Source organism: Candidatus Flexifilum breve (assembly GCF_016713355.1).
The window spans coordinates 35,127-50,689 of sequence record NZ_JADJPI010000043.1; the positions used below are offsets into that span (position 1 = coordinate 35,127).

Sequence of the window (15,563 nt, forward strand, 5' to 3'; positions counted from 1 at the left end):
CTTGATAACGCTAAATTCAGGAGTTGTATGACTACCGTAAAAGCCTACCTCTACAGAATGGGCAGATACCAAGACATTGACCTTGAGTCCGAGGACAAACTGAGTTTCGATGAAGAGCTGGAGCGCTGGGGCTATAACAAATATCCCACTCTTGAGTTCGGCAACGAATACTACTGCGGCGTAAAGGTCTACAAGTCCAGCAGCGCCACAATCGCAGACATCACCGCCTACTTTGTCGAATTCACAATGGTCGAGCACGCAGAGTACATCCTCGTCGAGGCCTTTCCGAGCTTACTGGAGCTTCTGGAAAAGCTCGTCCCGATAACTGACGCCACTTTGAGAAAACTCCGTTATGATGACGATGAAGCACTGAAGCGAGAGCAGGAGAACGCCAAAGGGAAGAAGTAACTAGTCTTCCCTAAACAGTCCGGCGCGGCGGTACGGCTGCACCTTGCCGCCGCGTACCTTCAGCGGCGACCACGCCACGCTGCGCCGTTCGCACTGCGGGCAGTGTTCCGCCAATCCGAGCCGCCAGTAGCAGTCCCAATCTTCTTCATCAGGATTGCCGAGATTCGCGGGCTGAATGTCCCAATAGCACTGACATCCAGCGCAGCAGTCCGTAGTGCACGGCTGCTGACCGGGGTAGGCGGGCAGTACGTTCGCCAACCCGTAAGCTGCCGCATTCCCACGCTCGTACAACGTCCGCGTCGCATTGAAATACTGCCGCGACCGGGCCCGGATCTGCGCCTCGCTCAACCCGCCCGCGCGGATGTCCGCCAGAAATCCATCGACCAGCTTGTACTGCTGACGTAGGTACGCGCCGACACGGCCATAATCGCTGGCCTGCATCGCGTTTCTGCCGCCGCGACCGAGCATATAGTTGCTCACCGCGCGTCGCTTGAGCGTCTCCCGAAACTCGACTGACCAATCCTCCGGGCTGAGCTGCCCGCTCACCAGCAAATCGGTTAGCGCGTCGGCTTGGCTGTTCCCGGTCTCGACAATTTGTCGCGCGGCTTCGCGGACCCGCGCCGCTGACACATAGCGCCCCGTTTGTGTGTCGCGGTAGCGCCGTTCCTGTGCGTTGTAGACGTAGGGCATCAGGCTCCATCCTCTTCCAGCGCCGCGTTGAGGAAGTCCTGAACGTCATCGACTTCTTCCTCAATGGCCTGATCAACGTCATCGTCGGTGATCTCGACCCCGTCGCTCGTGTACAGCGTGGCGAACCCTAGTTCGGCGATCAGCGCGGCAGCTTCCAGCGTTGCGCCGTTTGCGCCCGCGTTCACCCCTTCGTCGCTGCTGTCGTCGTCGGCGTTCGCGCTCGTGCTCACCGTGCCCACGTCGGCCTGCGGGATCGTCAGGATGTCGCGGTCGATGATTGCGCGGATTTCGGCTTGACTCAGTGTGCCTTCCGGAAGCTGACTCATCGCACTGGCGAAAGTTGCCAGCGTGCCGATGTTCAACCGCTGCGCCCGATCGTTCGGGCGCGTGATCGTGACCTGCACCCGTGGATAAATCGCGCCCAGCGCCGTTGCGATCTTGTGCAGCATCGCGCCGATCCCGCTGTCGGCAGCGTTGTCGCCCGCTTCTTCGGCCTGCGCGCCGTAGCCCACGCCGCCGCGCACCACCATCGTCGAGAGCGGCTCGCCAAAGCAAAACGCGGTGATGTCTTCGGTGTATTCGCGCCATTCCTTGAAGTCGATGCCCGACGGCTGGCGAAAATTAATCTGGACGTAGCTCACCTTGTCGAGCGGCGATGTGATGATCGTGCTGCCCTTGGCGACGGCATAGCCGCGCTCGATGGCTTCCTCGCGCCCTTTCTCGACCTGCGCCTTGATCTTGTCGCCTGACAGTTCATGCACCCCGCCGAGCAGGATGATGCCGTCGGTCAGCGCGTAGAGCATCTTCTCGATGCGCTCATCCTTGATGAGAATTTCCTCGGCCAGATAACCGAGGCACATCCACACAGGGCTCGTCCCGATCCCCGGCTTCGCGCTCTTCCCCGGCGTGATTGGGATAATCTGTGAGTGGTGAAGCAGCACCCAGACCCACCGATCCCCGCGCTTGACGTGATACCAGTACGGGAACTCCTGCACCCCGGTCGGCTCAAGGTCGAAGACGCTCGGCAGGTACGGCGTCGGCGTTCCAAACCTCGACCAATCCACCTCGAGGTAGAACTTGGTCGCGTCCGCTTCGCTCTCGCCTTCGCCCACCAGCGGCACCGCATTCAGGCCGTAGCGTTCCCACTCCGCCATGTCATACGTGATCGGCACGGTCGCAATCGGTGCGCCGCGGTTATACGTACACAGGCCGTACACCAAGTGCTCCAGCGCGTCCGTCGCGCCGAGCGGGCTGTCGTTGAAGCGGCTGATCGCCTCGCGCGCCCGTCCCGTCGGCGTTTTCCGCCCCGTCAATTCGATGGAGGCGCTGTCGGCTTGATTCTGCTGCCGCCGCACCATCGCGCTGATCTGCGGCGCGACGACGGGTGAGACGCCCACATTGGCGATTTCTCCGTCAACCAATGCCTGCGTCACCAGATCGTCGAGGCCGCTGCCCTTCGCTGGGAAGCGCGCCGCGAGCGTATGCCGGTCGCGGTCGATGGCAAACCCCGTGTTGAAGCCCGTTGCGGTGATGGCGCTGTCCATCTGCGTCATGAACAACTGCGCGGCGCGGCGCTGGTACGTTTCCGGCACCACGAGTCCACTCGCGGAATCGACAAAGCGCCCGTAGCGATCCGCGGTCGGCGCTGGTGGATTTGCTGGCATGCGGCTTTTCTCTCTCAGGAAATAGAACTGGTATGTGGGCGGTACAGCCCATAGCGCAGCGCATCATACGGGTCATCGCCGCCTTTGCCCTGATCGTCGGCATCGACTTTCAGCACATCCTCGGCATTGTTCGGGTTGCGTTCCAGATACGGCAGGCACTCAATCAAGCGCGGGCAGCGCCGCGTCACAAACCATGTCGGCGGCCTGCGCCGTTCGGCATTGCCCAGTTGCCGGGCGAGGTCATGCGCCCCGGCGATGCGGCTGCCCGGCGCGGTCTCGGCGGCGCTGATCGGAACGCCGAGCGCCGTGTACTGCTGCGCGATGGTGAGCTGCGCCGTTCCCGTCACCGCGAATACATCGGTCCCGGCCACAAATGACTGGAGGTCGTCGCGCTTCAGCCCGTAGCGCGCCAGCCACGCGTGGCTGTCCGGCGCGATCTCCGCCGGGTAGTGCCGCCGATGCGCCAGTTCGTCGAGCGTGTAGATGTTCCCATCCCCATCCCGGCCGTGCAGCAGAATGATGTTCCAGTGCTGGAAACCATAGTCCATGCTGCACCACACCTCCCGCATCCACGAGAGATCGTCAATGGGGTTGATGACGTGGCGTTCGTAGCTCCACTCTTCGAAGTACGCCCCGGCGCTGATGTCCCACTCGCCGTCGCGGTAGGCGCGCTTCTCGACCCCGGTCAAATCGTCGAGATTCTCGATGTATTCCGGGTTGACGAAGGCGTTGTCGTCCACCTTCGAGAAGATGAACTTGCGCTCGGCTTGTCCGCCCTGCCGCTCCGGGTCAACAAAGCGCCGCTTGATGAATTGGTGGCCGATGCCGAGCGGGTTGAAGCTCGCATACGTGCGCGGTCGCCACCCGACGCCGTTGAAAGTCTTACTGGAGCGTTCCGACAGGCGCAGGATCTTGTACGTCTTCTCGGAAAGCTGCGTCGCTTCTTCAATAATGAGGAAGTCGTACTCCACACCCTGATACTTGAGCGCCTCGGCGTCGTCCTTGAACCCGCCGATCAGGATGCGGCTGCCGTTCCGGAACAGGATGCGTTCGTTCTGGACTTCCTTGTCGGGGAACTGCCCGAACAGCGCCAATGTCAGGTCGAGGAGCTGCTCTTTGGCCGACTTGCCGATCTTGCGCAGGTATAACCCCTTGAGGCCGGGGAAGCGCTGGCAGTCGTCCAGCCCGGCCTGCGCCAGGAGCGCGTAACTCTTACCGGGCCCGCGTGCCCCCCCAAAGCCGATCTCTCTGGGGCCGCTCGGCGCGTCGCACCGGCGCGCCCAGGCCGCGAACTCAAGCTGCTTGGGTTGCAGCAGCACGCCGTAGCGTTCAAAGTTGAGCGCCTGATCGGGGGCATCCCCACGCGCCGCTTCGCCTGCTCATAGGCCTCGCGGCTGCCATATACCTTGTGGACTTTGGCATCAAACTCGACGTTCTCAACCGTTGGCGGATTCAAGCCGATGGCCAGCTCGCTGAGCAAGGACTCCATTAACGTCCGTCTGGATGGCTGCCAAAACTGCTGGATCACGTACTCTCGCCTTGATAATCCCTAACAACGTACCGATCAGGATCATGCCTTGCTCAACCGTGATCATTTGCTCCATCTCGAGGACGCGCTTGCGCTCGGTCTCCACCAGCGTCCGGCGCTGCTGCACCAGCATCTGAATCTCATTCCACGCGGTGTAATCGGTGCTGCCGTCGCCGAGTGCCGTTTCTAACTGCTGCATCGCGTCCTGCGCGGCGGGAATGTCGATTTTGCCCATGGCATTCTTGAGGTCGTGATACGCTTTGCCGGCGGCTGTCCACGCTGCGCCGCTCTCACCGGTATCCACTCTAGCAAGCAAGTCGGCGATGCGTGCATCCAGCAGCGCAATCTCGGCGTTGAGCGCGAGCAGCTCGCCATCGCTGAGTGCTTCTTCGTACCGTTCAAGCATCCGCGCCGGAAGATGTTTGCTGTGCCGCCCGGTCTTGAAGTGTGGACTGGCGATGCCGGTCGGCGTTTTTCCGCCATGCATCGCGCATTTCGTCATGCCTGGAACGGCGTGGCGCTTGCACTGTTCACCCGACTGTTTGGATTTCGCTGTGCAGCGCACGCCGTTCTCCATAAGGTTCAGCGGCGTCCATGAGGTCAACGCCGCCTCAAAATGCGTTCATCTGTGCGGATCGTAAGGCCGATCCCTACACTGTCAACTACACCCCCGCCTAGCCGCGCAGCACTGGGGCTAAACCGAGACCTTTCAGGCGCTCAAGGATGACCGCTACGTACACGGGTTGCAGTTCCATCCCGTACACCAGTCGTCCCGTTTGCTCACCGGCGACGTGCTGGCTGCCGGATCCGCTGAATGGCTCGTAGCAGATGTCTCCCTGCTCGGTGTGTTGCTCCATCGGAATCTTGAACAATTCGACGGGCTTCGAGGTCGGATGATCGGTCGCCGTGCCGGGCGCGATGGTCGGCACGTTCCACACGTTCGTCGGGTGATTGTCCATTGCCCGCTTCGGCTTCTTGCCTTGCACCCAGCCGAAGAAGCACGGCTCATGCTGCCACATGTACCAACTCCGTGTCAGCACCGGGCGATCTTTCACCCAGACGATCTGCTGATGAACGAACGCGCCATGCTTCTTCCAGATTTCCTCCAACATCGCCTGATTCCGGCTGGCGTGCCAGCAGTACCATGCGGCGTCTTCGGTGATGGCGGCGGCCTTCGCTGCGCGCACGAAGCCGTCATACAGAACTTCGCCGCCCTCTGGCGCATCCCAATCATGATACGTCTCGCTCCAATCCTTGTTCTTGTCCGGCTCATTCCACTTGTGCGGGTGGTTCGTGCCGTCATAGTCGACGAGATACGGTGGATCGGTCGCAAAGAGGCTGGCTCGCTTCCCATCCATCAGGCGCTGCACTGCGTCGATACTGGTGCTGTCGCCGCACAGCAGACGATGCTCACCTTGCGCCGATTTGCTCTCAATCGCCCAGAGCTGTCCCGGCTCGACGCCCCACTGCTGGCGCAGCTCCTCGCCGCGATCAACCTGCGCCCCGGGATCATTCGCTTGCGCGGCTTCCAGAAACTGCGCAACCATCCGGTTGAGCGCCCGCTTCTCAAATCCGGTCGCGCCGAACATCCCCGCATCGCGTTCGTTGATTTCCTTGAGGTACAGAGTGAGCAAGCGCTCATCGACGACGGACATTCGAGCCAGTTGATTATCGGCAATGGCAAACGCGCGGGCTTCAACCTCGTCCAGATGCGCAACATCGACGATTAGCACGTACCATTCCTCACCCTCAATGAGGATGTTATGCGGTGGGAACTGGTGGTCGAGCTCTTCTTTGGGTCCCTCCGAACGGATGAGGCGCAGCGCTTTCAACGTGTGGTTGCCCGCCATGACGATATCGTCACGCCAGACGCGCAAGGCATTGTTGAACCCAAAGCGCCGTATGCTGCGCGCGATCCGGGCAACATCGTTGGAGTTGTAGTTGTCACGCCATTCTTGCAGGGAGGATAGGGGGCGATACTTGGTAAAATCGATAGTAGACATGGAAACGTCACCTCGCTTCGCGTTTTCCAAACGTACAGGAATGCAGTAGAGTCACTACTGCGGCGCGGAACGCGGTGACGTTTCGTGCTGCACGGGGGTGTCGAGCGCCAACTCGGCACTCCCAAGGCGGGGGACTAACCCAATCGCATCCTAGCACGCTTCCGTTTGGGCATTTGCTCGTCGCTGAATTTCAGCACGGGCAAATCCCGAACCTTCGCGTCCAGCGGCGTGAGCGCGCCACCTTCGAGGACAACACCGAACTGCGGATCACACCCCAACCGGGCGATATACCGCGCCAGTTCGGGCTGGATGATGCGCAGGCGCGACGGGTGACGAATATGTACCACGTCGATCAGCGTGTCGGCGTGGAAGATGCGATACTGCGGCAGCCCGCGCTCCAGATACAGATACTCCATGCTGTGCTCGTTTTGGAAAATCAGCATGTCGTCGTAGCATAGCTGTCGGATCAGCCAGTACAGCCGCTCTATCCGTCCGGCGACTACCCCAACCACGTCCTAGACTCCTTCCTTCGGTTTGGTCAGATCCGCATACGCAGCGTCGCAGACTTCGGCGAAGTGGCGCAGCACGCTTTTCACTGCCGTGTGGGTCAAGTCTTCTTCATATACACTCGACCATAGAATCAGGTGCAGCGCGTACAGCCACTGGAGATAGTCTGGATCAGCAGCATGTCGTGTCTGCGTCTCGATTATGCGGTTAAGCGTCTCCATCCGTTCGCGCCGCCGCTCGTGATTCAGATGTTGCCGGGCGAGCGTTCGCGCCAGCAGCGCCAGCGTCGGCAGTACCACACGAAGATTTCCCCCGGTCAGGTTGTTCATCGCCTCACTTCCTCTCTAAGACTCCAACAATTGTTGGAGTCTTGTTCGTCCTACCGCTGCCGTTTCCTCAGCAAACGCCCCGATACGACATATCGACATCCACGCGTATCTTCAACGAGCATGGAGCCGTTGCTTTCGCGCGTGCATCTATCGTCTACGCGGCGCACCGCATCCACGGGCAAGCCGATCAGTTGGGGATCGGTTAACCGATCCCCAACATACACGTAATCACCGCGAAACATGTTGCGCCGTGCGCCATGCCAGCGCATCGTGAATCTGCCCGTCGAGCAGTCGATCCTGCCCCGGATACTGTGAACTGCCTTGTTTGTGGAAGAACGCCACCCCATCCCGCGTGCACAGGTCGCGCACCTGAGTCGCAAATGACGGATAGAACGGACGACGCTTCGGCCCGCTCTCACCGCCCGTGATCGCCTGCTGGATGCCGCGCAGGTCGATGTCGCCGACATAGCCGAGCAGCGGCTCGAACGAAATGAAGCGCCCGGCGACTGGCATACGCCGCAGGTAGTCGATGCGCCACGCGAAGTCGTCATTCTCGACCGACGTGCCGAGCCACACATTCGGCGCGAACTGGAGATAAGGCGCAAGCGCGAGCGCCCGTTCGATCCGCTTCGTCAGGAAGAGGAAGGTTACGTCCGGACGCTGCGCCACGAGGTTGAAATGCCAGTGAATGAAGCGCAGCGGCATCCGCTCGTGAAACGTGTCGTACATGTCACCGACAAACACTTCCGCGCCGCTCGGCAGCTTCTTCAGCTCTTTGAGCGCATTTGGCCGCCACACCGGGTGATCGGCGGCGTTCTGCGGATAGCGCTCGGCGAGTGCCAGCATGTAGCAGTTCTTGCAGCCGGGACTAATCCGAGTACAGAACCATTTGATAAAGTTGAGCGAGTGCGTGCACCAAGCAATCGTCGTCTTGCCCATGTTCGCTTACTCCTGTTTCGTCTTCAGCCGCTTGAGCTGGGCGCGCAGAATGCCGAGAATGGCCTGCACGTCGTCGGTTTCGAACTTGTCGCTGATCGCGCTGTCCGGGTCGAGCAGTGCGAGGAAGTGCCGCATAATCTCCGCGTCGCGCAGACGGCTGATCGGCGGCTGCACCGCATCAAATGGCCGACCGAGATAATCATTGGTGAATTCAGGCACCAGATCGCTATCTGACATCTGGAAGAAACCGAGGCGCATAGAAATAGTTGACGCCCTTCACAGAATCTCCCGCGCTTGCTCGTCGTCGAGCACGTTCGCCCGATACGCCAGTTCGGCTCTCATCAGCGTCTGCTGGTCACCCCAGACATTTGCCATATACGCATCCATCGAATCGAGCCGGTCGACCTCGTGACTCTGTCGTTTCGCCGGCTCGTCCTCCGGAGGTTCCGGCACCTGCCAGCGCCTGTCATGCCATCGGCGTTTCGACTGTGCATACAGCACGCACGCGACCGCGTAGCGATGCCCCACCTGCACCGTCGAGAGCTCGGCGAACGGTGCGCCCGGCGACTGCTCGACCGGGCGGAGCAGCTTGCGCTGGCGTTCGGCTTCTTCGGCGGCGCGCCGCGCCGCTTCGGCCTGCTCATAAAAAGCGCGGCGTTCCGGATTGGTTTCGCCATACAGTCCTAACCACGCCGTAATCCAGTGCGGGTTCTTCCGCACCATCCAGCCCTCGGCCTCCCACTTCCGCCGGCGACCGCGCGATCCGCCGCCCCGCGCTTCGAAGAGAATGCCCGCGTAGCCGTCCTGGTGCAGCGCGTCGCGCAGCATGTACGTCTCGACCTTCAGGTCTTCCCGCTCGGCGAACTTCTCCAGCTCGAAGAGGCTGTAGCCTTTGTTGCCCTGCGCCTCGATGACACTGGCGAGGTTCCAGATGTCCTCCCCAAGCTGCTGGGGTGTCTTCTCCAGCAGCTTGGCAATCGCTTCAATCGCTTCGTGCATGATCCGCTCCCAAATTCCGCAAATTGCGGAATCTCACCATTCAATGACGACGTGATGCCCAGCGGCTTTTTCGGCGCGGGCGAACGCGGCATAGGCTTCTGCACCATCGCCGCACGATACCGGTTCATCGGAAACGAGCAACCGGGCGCGCCGGGCCGTGCTGTTGACCGGATCGACAATGGTAACGATGGGCGCAGCCGCGCAGTGCCGACAGGTCTGCGTCTGCGCGGCGACGTCGAAGTGTTCGTCGGTGTACGGATACTTGATGCCGCACGTCGCGCAGCGCAGTGCGATGATGCGCATGGGGGGGTTGACGCAGCGCTCGGCGCAGGCGCAGCCGGTGCGCGCTTCGTGCGTTTCGGCGTGCGCGTCGCATTCGCTTTGCGCTTGCCGACCCGTTTACCGAGCCACCCCTCCCAGTTGCCCGAATACTTGCGACGACCATACTCGCGGAAATGTGCTTCGCACATCGTCAGCGGCTTGCCGTTCCGGTTCACCTTGCGCAGCTGATCGCAACCGGGGTACACACAGATCGTCTTCGACATACTAAGCTCCTAAACTCTCAGCACACCGCTTGATAATCCACTCAGCAACATTGCACGCGACCGCGTTGCCGACCTGCCGTACCTGCTCGCGTTTGTTCCCAGTGATCACGTATTCCGCTGGAAAGGACATGCCGAGCTTGAGCTCTTCGGGGCTCAACATGCGGAAACCGCAGGCGTCAATCATCTCGTCAGGGTCGAACGCTGTCGCGTCGCATTCCACGAGCGCGTGACGATCCAGCGTTGGGATCGTCGGCATGACGCTGTTCACATCCGCATAGACGGAATAATTGTTGTAGGTGGTGATGAACGGTTGGATCAAGGCATGATGCATTCCTCCGCTCATAATGCCCATCATTGGTTCGTTCACGCTCCGCGCAGTCGATGTCCCGTGCATCTCAGCGATGAACGGCGTGATCAGTGCATGTTGACTTGCCGACGCGACGAGCGTGGTCAGTGGGTCGTCCATCGACCGCGATGGGATGATGTAACTGCCGTCCGGCGACCACGAGTTTTTCATCACAGCGATGAATGGCGGCAGCACTATCGCAGGATAGGCTTGTGTCATGACCGTAGGCATCGGATTTTCTGTCGATGTGTTTCGCTGATCGCTATGGTTCAAACTGGTGATGAAGGGCGGGATAACAAGCGCGTGCCGCTTCTCGGTTGTGAGAGTACCCATCGGCTGATCGATGGGCGTCTGCGCATCCTCCCGGGTGTAGTAATTTACGAGGAACGGCGGCAGCACGAGCGGCGGTATATTCCGCGTGCCGATTGTTTGCAGTGGCTCACCCACGGCACGGGGCGGCGCGTCATTGTTCACGTAGTTCAGCATGAAGGGCGGAGTTGATAAACCTAATGTCTGCCGCGCGGTCTGCGTCGGCAGCGTGTCGTCGACCGGATACACGTAACCAGGCTGACCGCCATAGGCCACGTCGATTAGGACGGGGCGCGCAAATTTCCGCAGCCCTGCCTTGATACGCTCCATCGTCTTCGGCTTCAGCGGTTTGTCACGGTCCCCGATGCGTTGGCTTGGGATAGACCAATCGATCACACTGGCCGCAGGCCGATAGAACGGCTTGACGTCCGCGCCGCACTTAGGGCAACGGTAGATATACTGACGCGTTTTGCCATAGCGGCCCCAAACTGAGTCCGGCTTCTTCCACACCTGCACGGCGTTGATCTGCCCGTGTTCGGGACAAAGCGCAGGCGGACGGAAGTCGAGATCCGGCGCGCGGTTCCCCTTCTTCCAGAAGACGATGTAGATGCGATCCCGCGACTGGGGCACATCAAAGAACTGCGCGTTGAGGTAGAGCGCCTTATGCTCGTAGCCGAGGTTGTGCATGGCGGTCAGCCATGTGTCGTAGTGTGCCCAGTAGCGGATATCCACTACGTTCTCCACGATCACGATCTCGTAGCGGTGGTACTCGGCGAACTCGACCACTTCCCGCATGGTCGCGCGGCTGCGTTCTTCCTCCGGATCGACCTTGTGCTCACCCCACAGGTCAAGCTGCGTGATGTTCTTCCGCTGGCGGCCTTTGGCAATGGAGTGATTGGTACATTCGGGCGACATCCAACAGATCGTCGTCTTCGGGTAGCGTGACGGATGAGTCACCTGTAGATCGGCAATATCATGGTCGACATCCGGGTGATTCAATTGGTGAGTATCAATGGCACGTTGCCAGTGGTTAGCAGCGAGTTGGACGCGCCCGCGTCCGCTGAGTGCCTTTTTCGCGCCTGTCGATGATCCGCCCGCACCACAGAAAAAATCTGAAAGAGTGATATCGCTACTCACTATCGGTCGCCTCCCGTCGGCAAGAGCGGCGCGCCGCTGAGCAGCCCGGCGCGCTCGGCCAGCGTTTCCATCATGGTCAGATTGGTTTCCGGCAGCACCATGTGCGCGGCAAACGGCGCATAGCCGGGGCGGTAGCGCAACGCATTGAGCTCGCCTTGCAGATTCTCGCGGAACACATACAACACCTGCGCGAGCACCTGCTGCTTACGCGCGGGCGTCTCGGCGCGCATTGGCAGACCGGCAATCGGAATGCGGCAGGGGATCGCCGACCGGTTGGCGTTGATAATGACGAACTCGACGATGTAGCCGTACCGCTTCGGCTTGATGCCAAACGCGCCCGGCACGAACCGGACGGCTGCGCCGCCGAGCTGCGCGATCAGCGCAGTCACTTCGCGCTGTAGTTGTTCGGGCGATTTATCAGTTCGATAACCTGACGCTTTGTCCGTGCGCACATCCTCGATGTACGGTACTTCGTCCGCATTCATCTGCGGTACGGCATCCGGCGTGAAATCAAATGCACTGCTCATGCTTCACCTATCCCATTGCTCTGCGCAGCCTGCGCTTTCCGAATCTTCCACACATCGTAAAACGTCGACTTTCCGATACCCAAGCCCTTGTAAATCGCCTCGGCATCAATGGCGTTCACATCCCCGGTGTAGGCATCAAACCATTCTTCGGCCAGCGACCGGGCGTTGCGGTTCTTGCGGTGTCCAAGCGTGGATTCCGCTGGAAGGCTGCTGGACGGTTCAAGGCTGCGGTTTTCCGCTGGAATTCCGATGGAATTTCCATTGGAAAGCGCCGGAACCGAACTGGAAGGCGGCGCTTCCACCGAAATGCGCAGCCCGTAATCTTTTTTGCGCGTCGTCCAGGACCGCTCGCGCGCCTCGAACCAGTCTTCTTGGGCGGCCTTGTAGGCTGTCCACAGGTCGGCGCGCCGACGCTCTGACCGGGCCCACAGAATGCCGAGGATATCGGCGCTGATAAACGCCAACAGCGGCGCGCTGATGCCGACCGCCAGCGCGGCGATCAGGTCGATGATTGGCTTGATCGGCGCGACAATGGGCAGGTGCGCGATGCTCGCGTACAGATTCGCGCCGACCGCGATGCCAAACGCAATCCAGAAGCCCGCGCGCATCCACTGTTTCACTTCGCCGATGTTGCTCTCGCCATCCTGCGCACTGAGCAGGATGAAGGCGTAGCGCCCCAGTACCAGGAACACTTCAATCACGACGACCGCGAGCAGCGCCTCGGCAGTCGCCAGCTCGATGCCCACCGTCGACAGCGCGACCTGTTGGAACACCGGCGCGGTGCGCAGTGCTGACAGCGCGATCCCGGCCAGCACAACCAAGCTGAACGGCAGCATCAAATACGGCAGCCCTTGATACCATTTCGGCGCAGTCGGTTTTGGATGTTCAGGATGTAAATCTTGGTGAAGGCCGCCCACGCCCGCTCGTGGCGTTCAGCGTGCTGATTGTAGATTTGCAAATCGCTCATCGATGTACCCTTTGTGCTAGACTAGTGGTGTACCCGCCTCCCGGTCGGCTGTGGGGCAGCCGACCGGGAGGTTCTTGATTACCGTCGCGCTAAGAAGCCGTTGCCGTGTTCCTCATTCCAATTCGCCACGTCAATCGTGCGCTTTTCGGCGCAGGCTTCGCACCGAAACACAGCGGTCGTGAGCGCGATCCCGTCGCTCATCATCATGTCGCCGCACCGCTCGCACAGCACAGGCGGGTCAATCGACCAGCGGACTTGTTCCATCGTGAACACGTATTTGCGGTCGTCGTCCTCTTTGTTGATGTAGCCATTGAGGTTCGGCAAAAGCAGCGCCATGACCGCCGCATCGGGGATCAGGTTGTAGCGGAGCCACACCACCTCATCCCACGTGGGGTAGCGATCCCGTCCGTGGATGGACATAAAGTAGAAAGGTCGTTCCGGCGTCGGCGGCGCGACGACGGCCCGGATCGCGCCCATCTTGTAGCGCTGTTCCGGCGCGCCGAGCAGCACGCTGGCCGCCGTCCCGCCTTCCGTCTTTTCGATGCGTGGAAAATGCTTGCCAAACGCCGTCGGATCGTCGTAGTGCGGGTGTTTGCTGATTTTGTTTTGAATGCTCACTTGCTTTTCCTCTCTGGTCAACTGAGCGGTTCTGGCTTCCACGAGTACCAGGTCAGGTTGCCGTTCACCATCTGGAACGCGCGCCATTCTCCTGACCAGTGTTGATAGGCGGGCGGCAGCATCCGCGCCTGCAGCACGGGCACGTGAGGCGCGAACACGGCGACCAACTCCAGGAAATGCAGCAAGAATTGATCGGGCAACACGACCACGAAGAGATCCGGCTTGCGGTGGCAGTCCCGGCACGCCCGTGACCAAGCGTGATCGGCGCTGCGAAACCGGTTCGGCGGGTTGATTTGCACGATGTCGTACTGCCACAAGCTGTGCCGTTGATGGATGGTGGCCGCGTGCCGCGACAGCCATGCGCAGATCAGTCGGTCGGTCATGCTGCACCCGCCTTCCGGAAGATGAGGATGTCCTCGTGCCCCACAATCGGCAGACCTTGTTCAAGCCGCCGCCGCTGCCAGTGCGACGGGTTGCCAACATGCCGCAGATGCCGCTCGGCGAGCGTCAAGCCGAGCGCCTCGCACTCGACGACGGTTTGCGCCACGACGTCGATCAGCTTCCCTCGTCGATAGTGGTTTTTGAGAATGAGGATCATCAGGCCGGACCCTGTCAGCAGCTCGGCGAGACGCGCGTAGACATGGCGCATGTCCTTCCAGTAGCTGCGCCCGGTTTTATTCCCGATGTTGCCGCTGCCGCCTTCATACTGGGAAGCCGCCCGTCATCGTCTTAGCGGTGTAGCCGCCCAGCTTGTTTGACCAGCCGCGCGTCTGAAATTCTGCGAGGTCGCTCCGGGGTGATACCTTTGCCCGTCTCGAATCCGTAAGGCGGCGAGGAAGATGATGTGGTCGAACGTTGGGCAGGTGATCGTGCGCGCATCGGCGACTCCCACGTCGATTGCGCCACACAGCAGCCCTCCGGCGCCCCGGATGATCGGCACACTGGCCTCGATCAGCGCCACATAGGCCGGTTCGAGGTCGCGCAGGATCACATTGCGCTGGAGCGTCGCGGCGAGCAGGAGCGTTCCCGTTCCCGCCATCGGATCGAGAATGGTCTCGCCGGGCAGCGTATACCGCTGCACCAGTTTCTGGACGAGCAAGAGATGCGCTTTGGCCGGGTGACGGAAGGCTTCTGGTGTGAAGTACCGCTTGCGCAGTGCCACATCGGTTCGAAATTTCCAAACCTCCGGTGCGGTGATATTGTTCATGCCCGCACCTCAGCTTCCGCGAACATCGGCTGGGTCCCGGCTGCAAAGTTCACCCATACACATTCCGTCTTCGATTTTGGCGCGCCGGTCGGCGTCACCGTCTTGACTTGGAATGCCTGCTGGGCAAACCCGCGCAGGGCGGCGTAAATCGGGTTGTCGTAGCCGGAGAGTACGACGCGCGCATGCTGAAGACCGTTCAGCACCTCGACCAACTGGCGATGATGCGCGTCGTCGGCATCCACCGCGTAGCGTGTTTTCCCCCGCGTGCTCTGGACATACGGCGGATCAGCATAGACGAGCGTACGTGGCATGTCGTAGGCGGCGATCAGCTCCAGCGCGTCGCGCTGCGTGACGAGCACACTGCTCAGCCGGGCGTGCAGTTCCGGCAGCCCTTCCACACTGCTCAGAAAATCGCTCGTGCTCTTGGACATCCGTCGTCGAACGACCGTATTGATGCTGAAGCCCCCACTGCCCATTCCTTGGCGTGTCCGCGTCAGGTACCAGAACATGAAGGCACGTTCGTGGATCGGCTGCCCCGGATTGCGGATTGCTCCCCGATAGACATTGCTCGTCGCCTCGTCGTACAGTGCCAGTTCTGCGCGCTGCCGGAAAGCCGCAAACAGCACCGGGTCGGCGAGCGTCGCCATCAGGCTGTAAACATTCAGGTCGAGATCGTTGTAGATTTCAACCTGCGTCCGCGGCTTGTTGAGCAGCACCACACCGCTGCCCCCATAGGCGTCGATGAACAGGTCATACGACGACGGGTCGGGGAAGAAAGCGAGTAGCTTATGGAGCATGTTGCCCTTGCCGCCGAAGTATTTGATGGGTGCGCGCATAGGA

The 15,563-nt window shown here is 60.8% G+C and carries 21 protein-coding genes; 1 reads left to right on the forward strand and 20 read right to left on the reverse strand.

The window, feature by feature from the left end; genetic code table 11:
• The first annotated feature begins 27 nt into the window (after window positions 1-27).
• Entirely contained in the window at window positions 28-408 is a 381-nt protein-coding gene (locus IPK17_RS39180) for a hypothetical protein (RefSeq protein ID WP_343423193.1), read from the forward strand.
• On the opposite strand, the gene IPK17_RS39185 is transcribed toward IPK17_RS39180, so the two are convergent.
• From IPK17_RS39185 to IPK17_RS39280, 20 genes are all read right to left on the reverse strand, one after another.
• Window positions 409-1,098, reverse strand: coding sequence for a hypothetical protein (locus IPK17_RS39185; RefSeq protein ID WP_343423194.1), 690 nt, complete (start codon window positions 1,096-1,098; stop codon window positions 409-411).
• On the reverse strand, window positions 1,098-2,762 hold the full coding sequence (locus IPK17_RS39190; protein WP_343423195.1) for a hypothetical protein: 1,665 nt from the start codon (window positions 2,760-2,762) through the stop codon (window positions 1,098-1,100). The genes IPK17_RS39185 and IPK17_RS39190 overlap by 1 nt, the downstream gene beginning before the upstream one ends.
• Window positions 2,763-2,776: 14 nt before the next feature.
• Window positions 2,777-4,081: a phage terminase large subunit gene (locus tag IPK17_RS39195; protein ID WP_343423196.1), complete on the reverse strand. Its 1,305-nt coding sequence runs from the start codon at window positions 4,079-4,081 to the stop codon at window positions 2,777-2,779.
• A 117-nt stretch (window positions 4,082-4,198) separates the two neighbouring features.
• On the reverse strand, window positions 4,199-4,867 hold the full coding sequence (locus IPK17_RS39200) for an HGGxSTG domain-containing protein (RefSeq protein ID WP_343423238.1): 669 nt from the start codon (window positions 4,865-4,867) through the stop codon (window positions 4,199-4,201).
• A gap of 97 nt (window positions 4,868-4,964) precedes the next feature.
• A complete protein-coding gene (locus IPK17_RS39205; protein WP_343423197.1) occupies window positions 4,965-6,293 on the reverse strand; it encodes a DNA modification methylase in 1,329 nt (442 codons plus the stop codon).
• Window positions 6,294-6,427: 134 nt separating this feature from the next.
• Window positions 6,428-6,805 carry a hypothetical protein gene (locus IPK17_RS39210; RefSeq protein WP_343423198.1) on the reverse strand — a complete coding sequence of 126 codons (378 nt, stop codon included), beginning with the start codon at window positions 6,803-6,805 and terminating at the stop codon, window positions 6,428-6,430.
• A gap of 3 nt (window positions 6,806-6,808) precedes the next feature.
• Window positions 6,809-7,129 (reverse strand): hypothetical protein, encoded by a 321-nt coding sequence (locus IPK17_RS39215; RefSeq protein ID WP_343423199.1) that lies wholly within the window; start codon window positions 7,127-7,129, stop codon window positions 6,809-6,811.
• 228 nt (window positions 7,130-7,357) lie between these two features.
• A complete protein-coding gene (locus tag IPK17_RS39220; RefSeq protein ID WP_343423200.1) occupies window positions 7,358-8,068 on the reverse strand; it encodes a DUF5131 family protein in 711 nt (236 codons plus the stop codon).
• 6 nt (window positions 8,069-8,074) lie between these two features.
• Entirely contained in the window at window positions 8,075-8,305 is a 231-nt protein-coding gene (locus IPK17_RS39225) for a hypothetical protein (protein ID WP_343423201.1), read from the reverse strand.
• Window positions 8,306-8,344: 39 nt separating this feature from the next.
• Window positions 8,345-9,067: a hypothetical protein gene (locus IPK17_RS39230; RefSeq protein ID WP_343423202.1), complete on the reverse strand. Its 723-nt coding sequence runs from the start codon at window positions 9,065-9,067 to the stop codon at window positions 8,345-8,347.
• A 33-nt stretch (window positions 9,068-9,100) separates the two neighbouring features.
• Window positions 9,101-9,370, reverse strand: a complete 270-nt coding sequence (locus IPK17_RS39235; RefSeq protein ID WP_343423203.1) for a hypothetical protein — start codon at window positions 9,368-9,370, stop codon at window positions 9,101-9,103.
• 243 nt (window positions 9,371-9,613) lie between these two features.
• Window positions 9,614-11,404, reverse strand: a complete 1,791-nt coding sequence (locus IPK17_RS39240) for a DNA cytosine methyltransferase (protein ID WP_343423204.1) — start codon at window positions 11,402-11,404, stop codon at window positions 9,614-9,616.
• The gene (locus tag IPK17_RS39245; protein WP_343423205.1) at window positions 11,404-11,931 is read right to left on the reverse strand and encodes a hypothetical protein; all 528 of its coding nucleotides are present in this window, start codon (window positions 11,929-11,931) and stop codon (window positions 11,404-11,406) included. The genes IPK17_RS39240 and IPK17_RS39245 overlap by 1 nt, the downstream gene beginning before the upstream one ends.
• A complete protein-coding gene (locus IPK17_RS39250) occupies window positions 11,928-12,767 on the reverse strand; it encodes a hypothetical protein (protein WP_343423206.1) in 840 nt (279 codons plus the stop codon). The genes IPK17_RS39245 and IPK17_RS39250 overlap by 4 nt, the downstream gene beginning before the upstream one ends.
• Window positions 12,767-12,898, reverse strand: coding sequence for a hypothetical protein (locus tag IPK17_RS39255; RefSeq protein WP_343423207.1), 132 nt, complete (start codon window positions 12,896-12,898; stop codon window positions 12,767-12,769). Before IPK17_RS39255 ends, IPK17_RS39250 begins: the two co-directional genes overlap by 1 nt.
• 78 nt (window positions 12,899-12,976) lie before the next feature.
• Window positions 12,977-13,516, reverse strand: coding sequence for a hypothetical protein (locus IPK17_RS39260; protein WP_343423208.1), 540 nt, complete (start codon window positions 13,514-13,516; stop codon window positions 12,977-12,979).
• A gap of 17 nt (window positions 13,517-13,533) precedes the next feature.
• A complete protein-coding gene (locus IPK17_RS39265) occupies window positions 13,534-13,899 on the reverse strand; it encodes a hypothetical protein (protein WP_343423209.1) in 366 nt (121 codons plus the stop codon).
• Complete coding sequence (locus tag IPK17_RS39270; protein WP_343423210.1) at window positions 13,896-14,165, reverse strand: hypothetical protein; 270 nt, start codon at window positions 14,163-14,165, stop codon at window positions 13,896-13,898. Before IPK17_RS39270 ends, IPK17_RS39265 begins: the two co-directional genes overlap by 4 nt.
• A 72-nt stretch (window positions 14,166-14,237) precedes the next feature.
• On the reverse strand, window positions 14,238-14,723 hold the full coding sequence (locus tag IPK17_RS39275) for a DNA methyltransferase (protein ID WP_343423211.1): 486 nt from the start codon (window positions 14,721-14,723) through the stop codon (window positions 14,238-14,240).
• Window positions 14,720-15,559 (reverse strand): DNA adenine methylase, encoded by an 840-nt coding sequence (locus tag IPK17_RS39280; protein WP_343423212.1) that lies wholly within the window; start codon window positions 15,557-15,559, stop codon window positions 14,720-14,722. Before IPK17_RS39280 ends, IPK17_RS39275 begins: the two co-directional genes overlap by 4 nt.
• Window positions 15,560-15,563 lie beyond the last annotated feature (4 nt).

What these genes read in the sequence shown, in the direction of transcription:
- IPK17_RS39180 (WP_343423193.1), top strand. Translation starts at nt 28, where the DNA reads ATGACTACCGTAAAAGCCTACCTCTACAGAATGGGCAGATACCAAGAC.
- IPK17_RS39185 (WP_343423194.1), bottom strand. Translation starts at nt 1,098, where the DNA reads ATGCCCTACGTCTACAACGCACAGGAACGGCGCTACCGCGACACACAA.
- IPK17_RS39190 (WP_343423195.1), bottom strand. Translation starts at nt 2,762, where the DNA reads ATGCCAGCAAATCCACCAGCGCCGACCGCGGATCGCTACGGGCGCTTT.
- IPK17_RS39200 (WP_343423238.1), bottom strand. Translation starts at nt 4,867, where the DNA reads ATGGAGAACGGCGTGCGCTGCACAGCGAAATCCAAACAGTCGGGTGAA.
- IPK17_RS39205 (WP_343423197.1), bottom strand. Translation starts at nt 6,293, where the DNA reads ATGTCTACTATCGATTTTACCAAGTATCGCCCCCTATCCTCCCTGCAA.
- IPK17_RS39215 (WP_343423199.1), bottom strand. Translation starts at nt 7,129, where the DNA reads ATGAACAACCTGACCGGGGGAAATCTTCGTGTGGTACTGCCGACGCTG.
- IPK17_RS39220 (WP_343423200.1), bottom strand. Translation starts at nt 8,068, where the DNA reads ATGGGCAAGACGACGATTGCTTGGTGCACGCACTCGCTCAACTTTATC.
- IPK17_RS39225 (WP_343423201.1), bottom strand. Translation starts at nt 8,305, where the DNA reads ATGTCAGATAGCGATCTGGTGCCTGAATTCACCAATGATTATCTCGGT.
- IPK17_RS39230 (WP_343423202.1), bottom strand. Translation starts at nt 9,067, where the DNA reads ATGCACGAAGCGATTGAAGCGATTGCCAAGCTGCTGGAGAAGACACCC.
- IPK17_RS39235 (WP_343423203.1), bottom strand. Translation starts at nt 9,370, where the DNA reads ATGCGCATCATCGCACTGCGCTGCGCGACGTGCGGCATCAAGTATCCG.
- IPK17_RS39245 (WP_343423205.1), bottom strand. Translation starts at nt 11,931, where the DNA reads ATGAGCAGTGCATTTGATTTCACGCCGGATGCCGTACCGCAGATGAAT.
- IPK17_RS39250 (WP_343423206.1), bottom strand. Translation starts at nt 12,767, where the DNA reads ATGCTGCCGTTCAGCTTGGTTGTGCTGGCCGGGATCGCGCTGTCAGCA.
- IPK17_RS39255 (WP_343423207.1), bottom strand. Translation starts at nt 12,898, where the DNA reads ATGAGCGATTTGCAAATCTACAATCAGCACGCTGAACGCCACGAGCGG.
- IPK17_RS39265 (WP_343423209.1), bottom strand. Translation starts at nt 13,899, where the DNA reads ATGACCGACCGACTGATCTGCGCATGGCTGTCGCGGCACGCGGCCACC.
- IPK17_RS39270 (WP_343423210.1), bottom strand. Translation starts at nt 14,165, where the DNA reads ATGCGCCATGTCTACGCGCGTCTCGCCGAGCTGCTGACAGGGTCCGGC.
- IPK17_RS39275 (WP_343423211.1), bottom strand. Translation starts at nt 14,723, where the DNA reads ATGAACAATATCACCGCACCGGAGGTTTGGAAATTTCGAACCGATGTG.
- IPK17_RS39280 (WP_343423212.1), bottom strand. Translation starts at nt 15,559, where the DNA reads ATGCGCGCACCCATCAAATACTTCGGCGGCAAGGGCAACATGCTCCAT.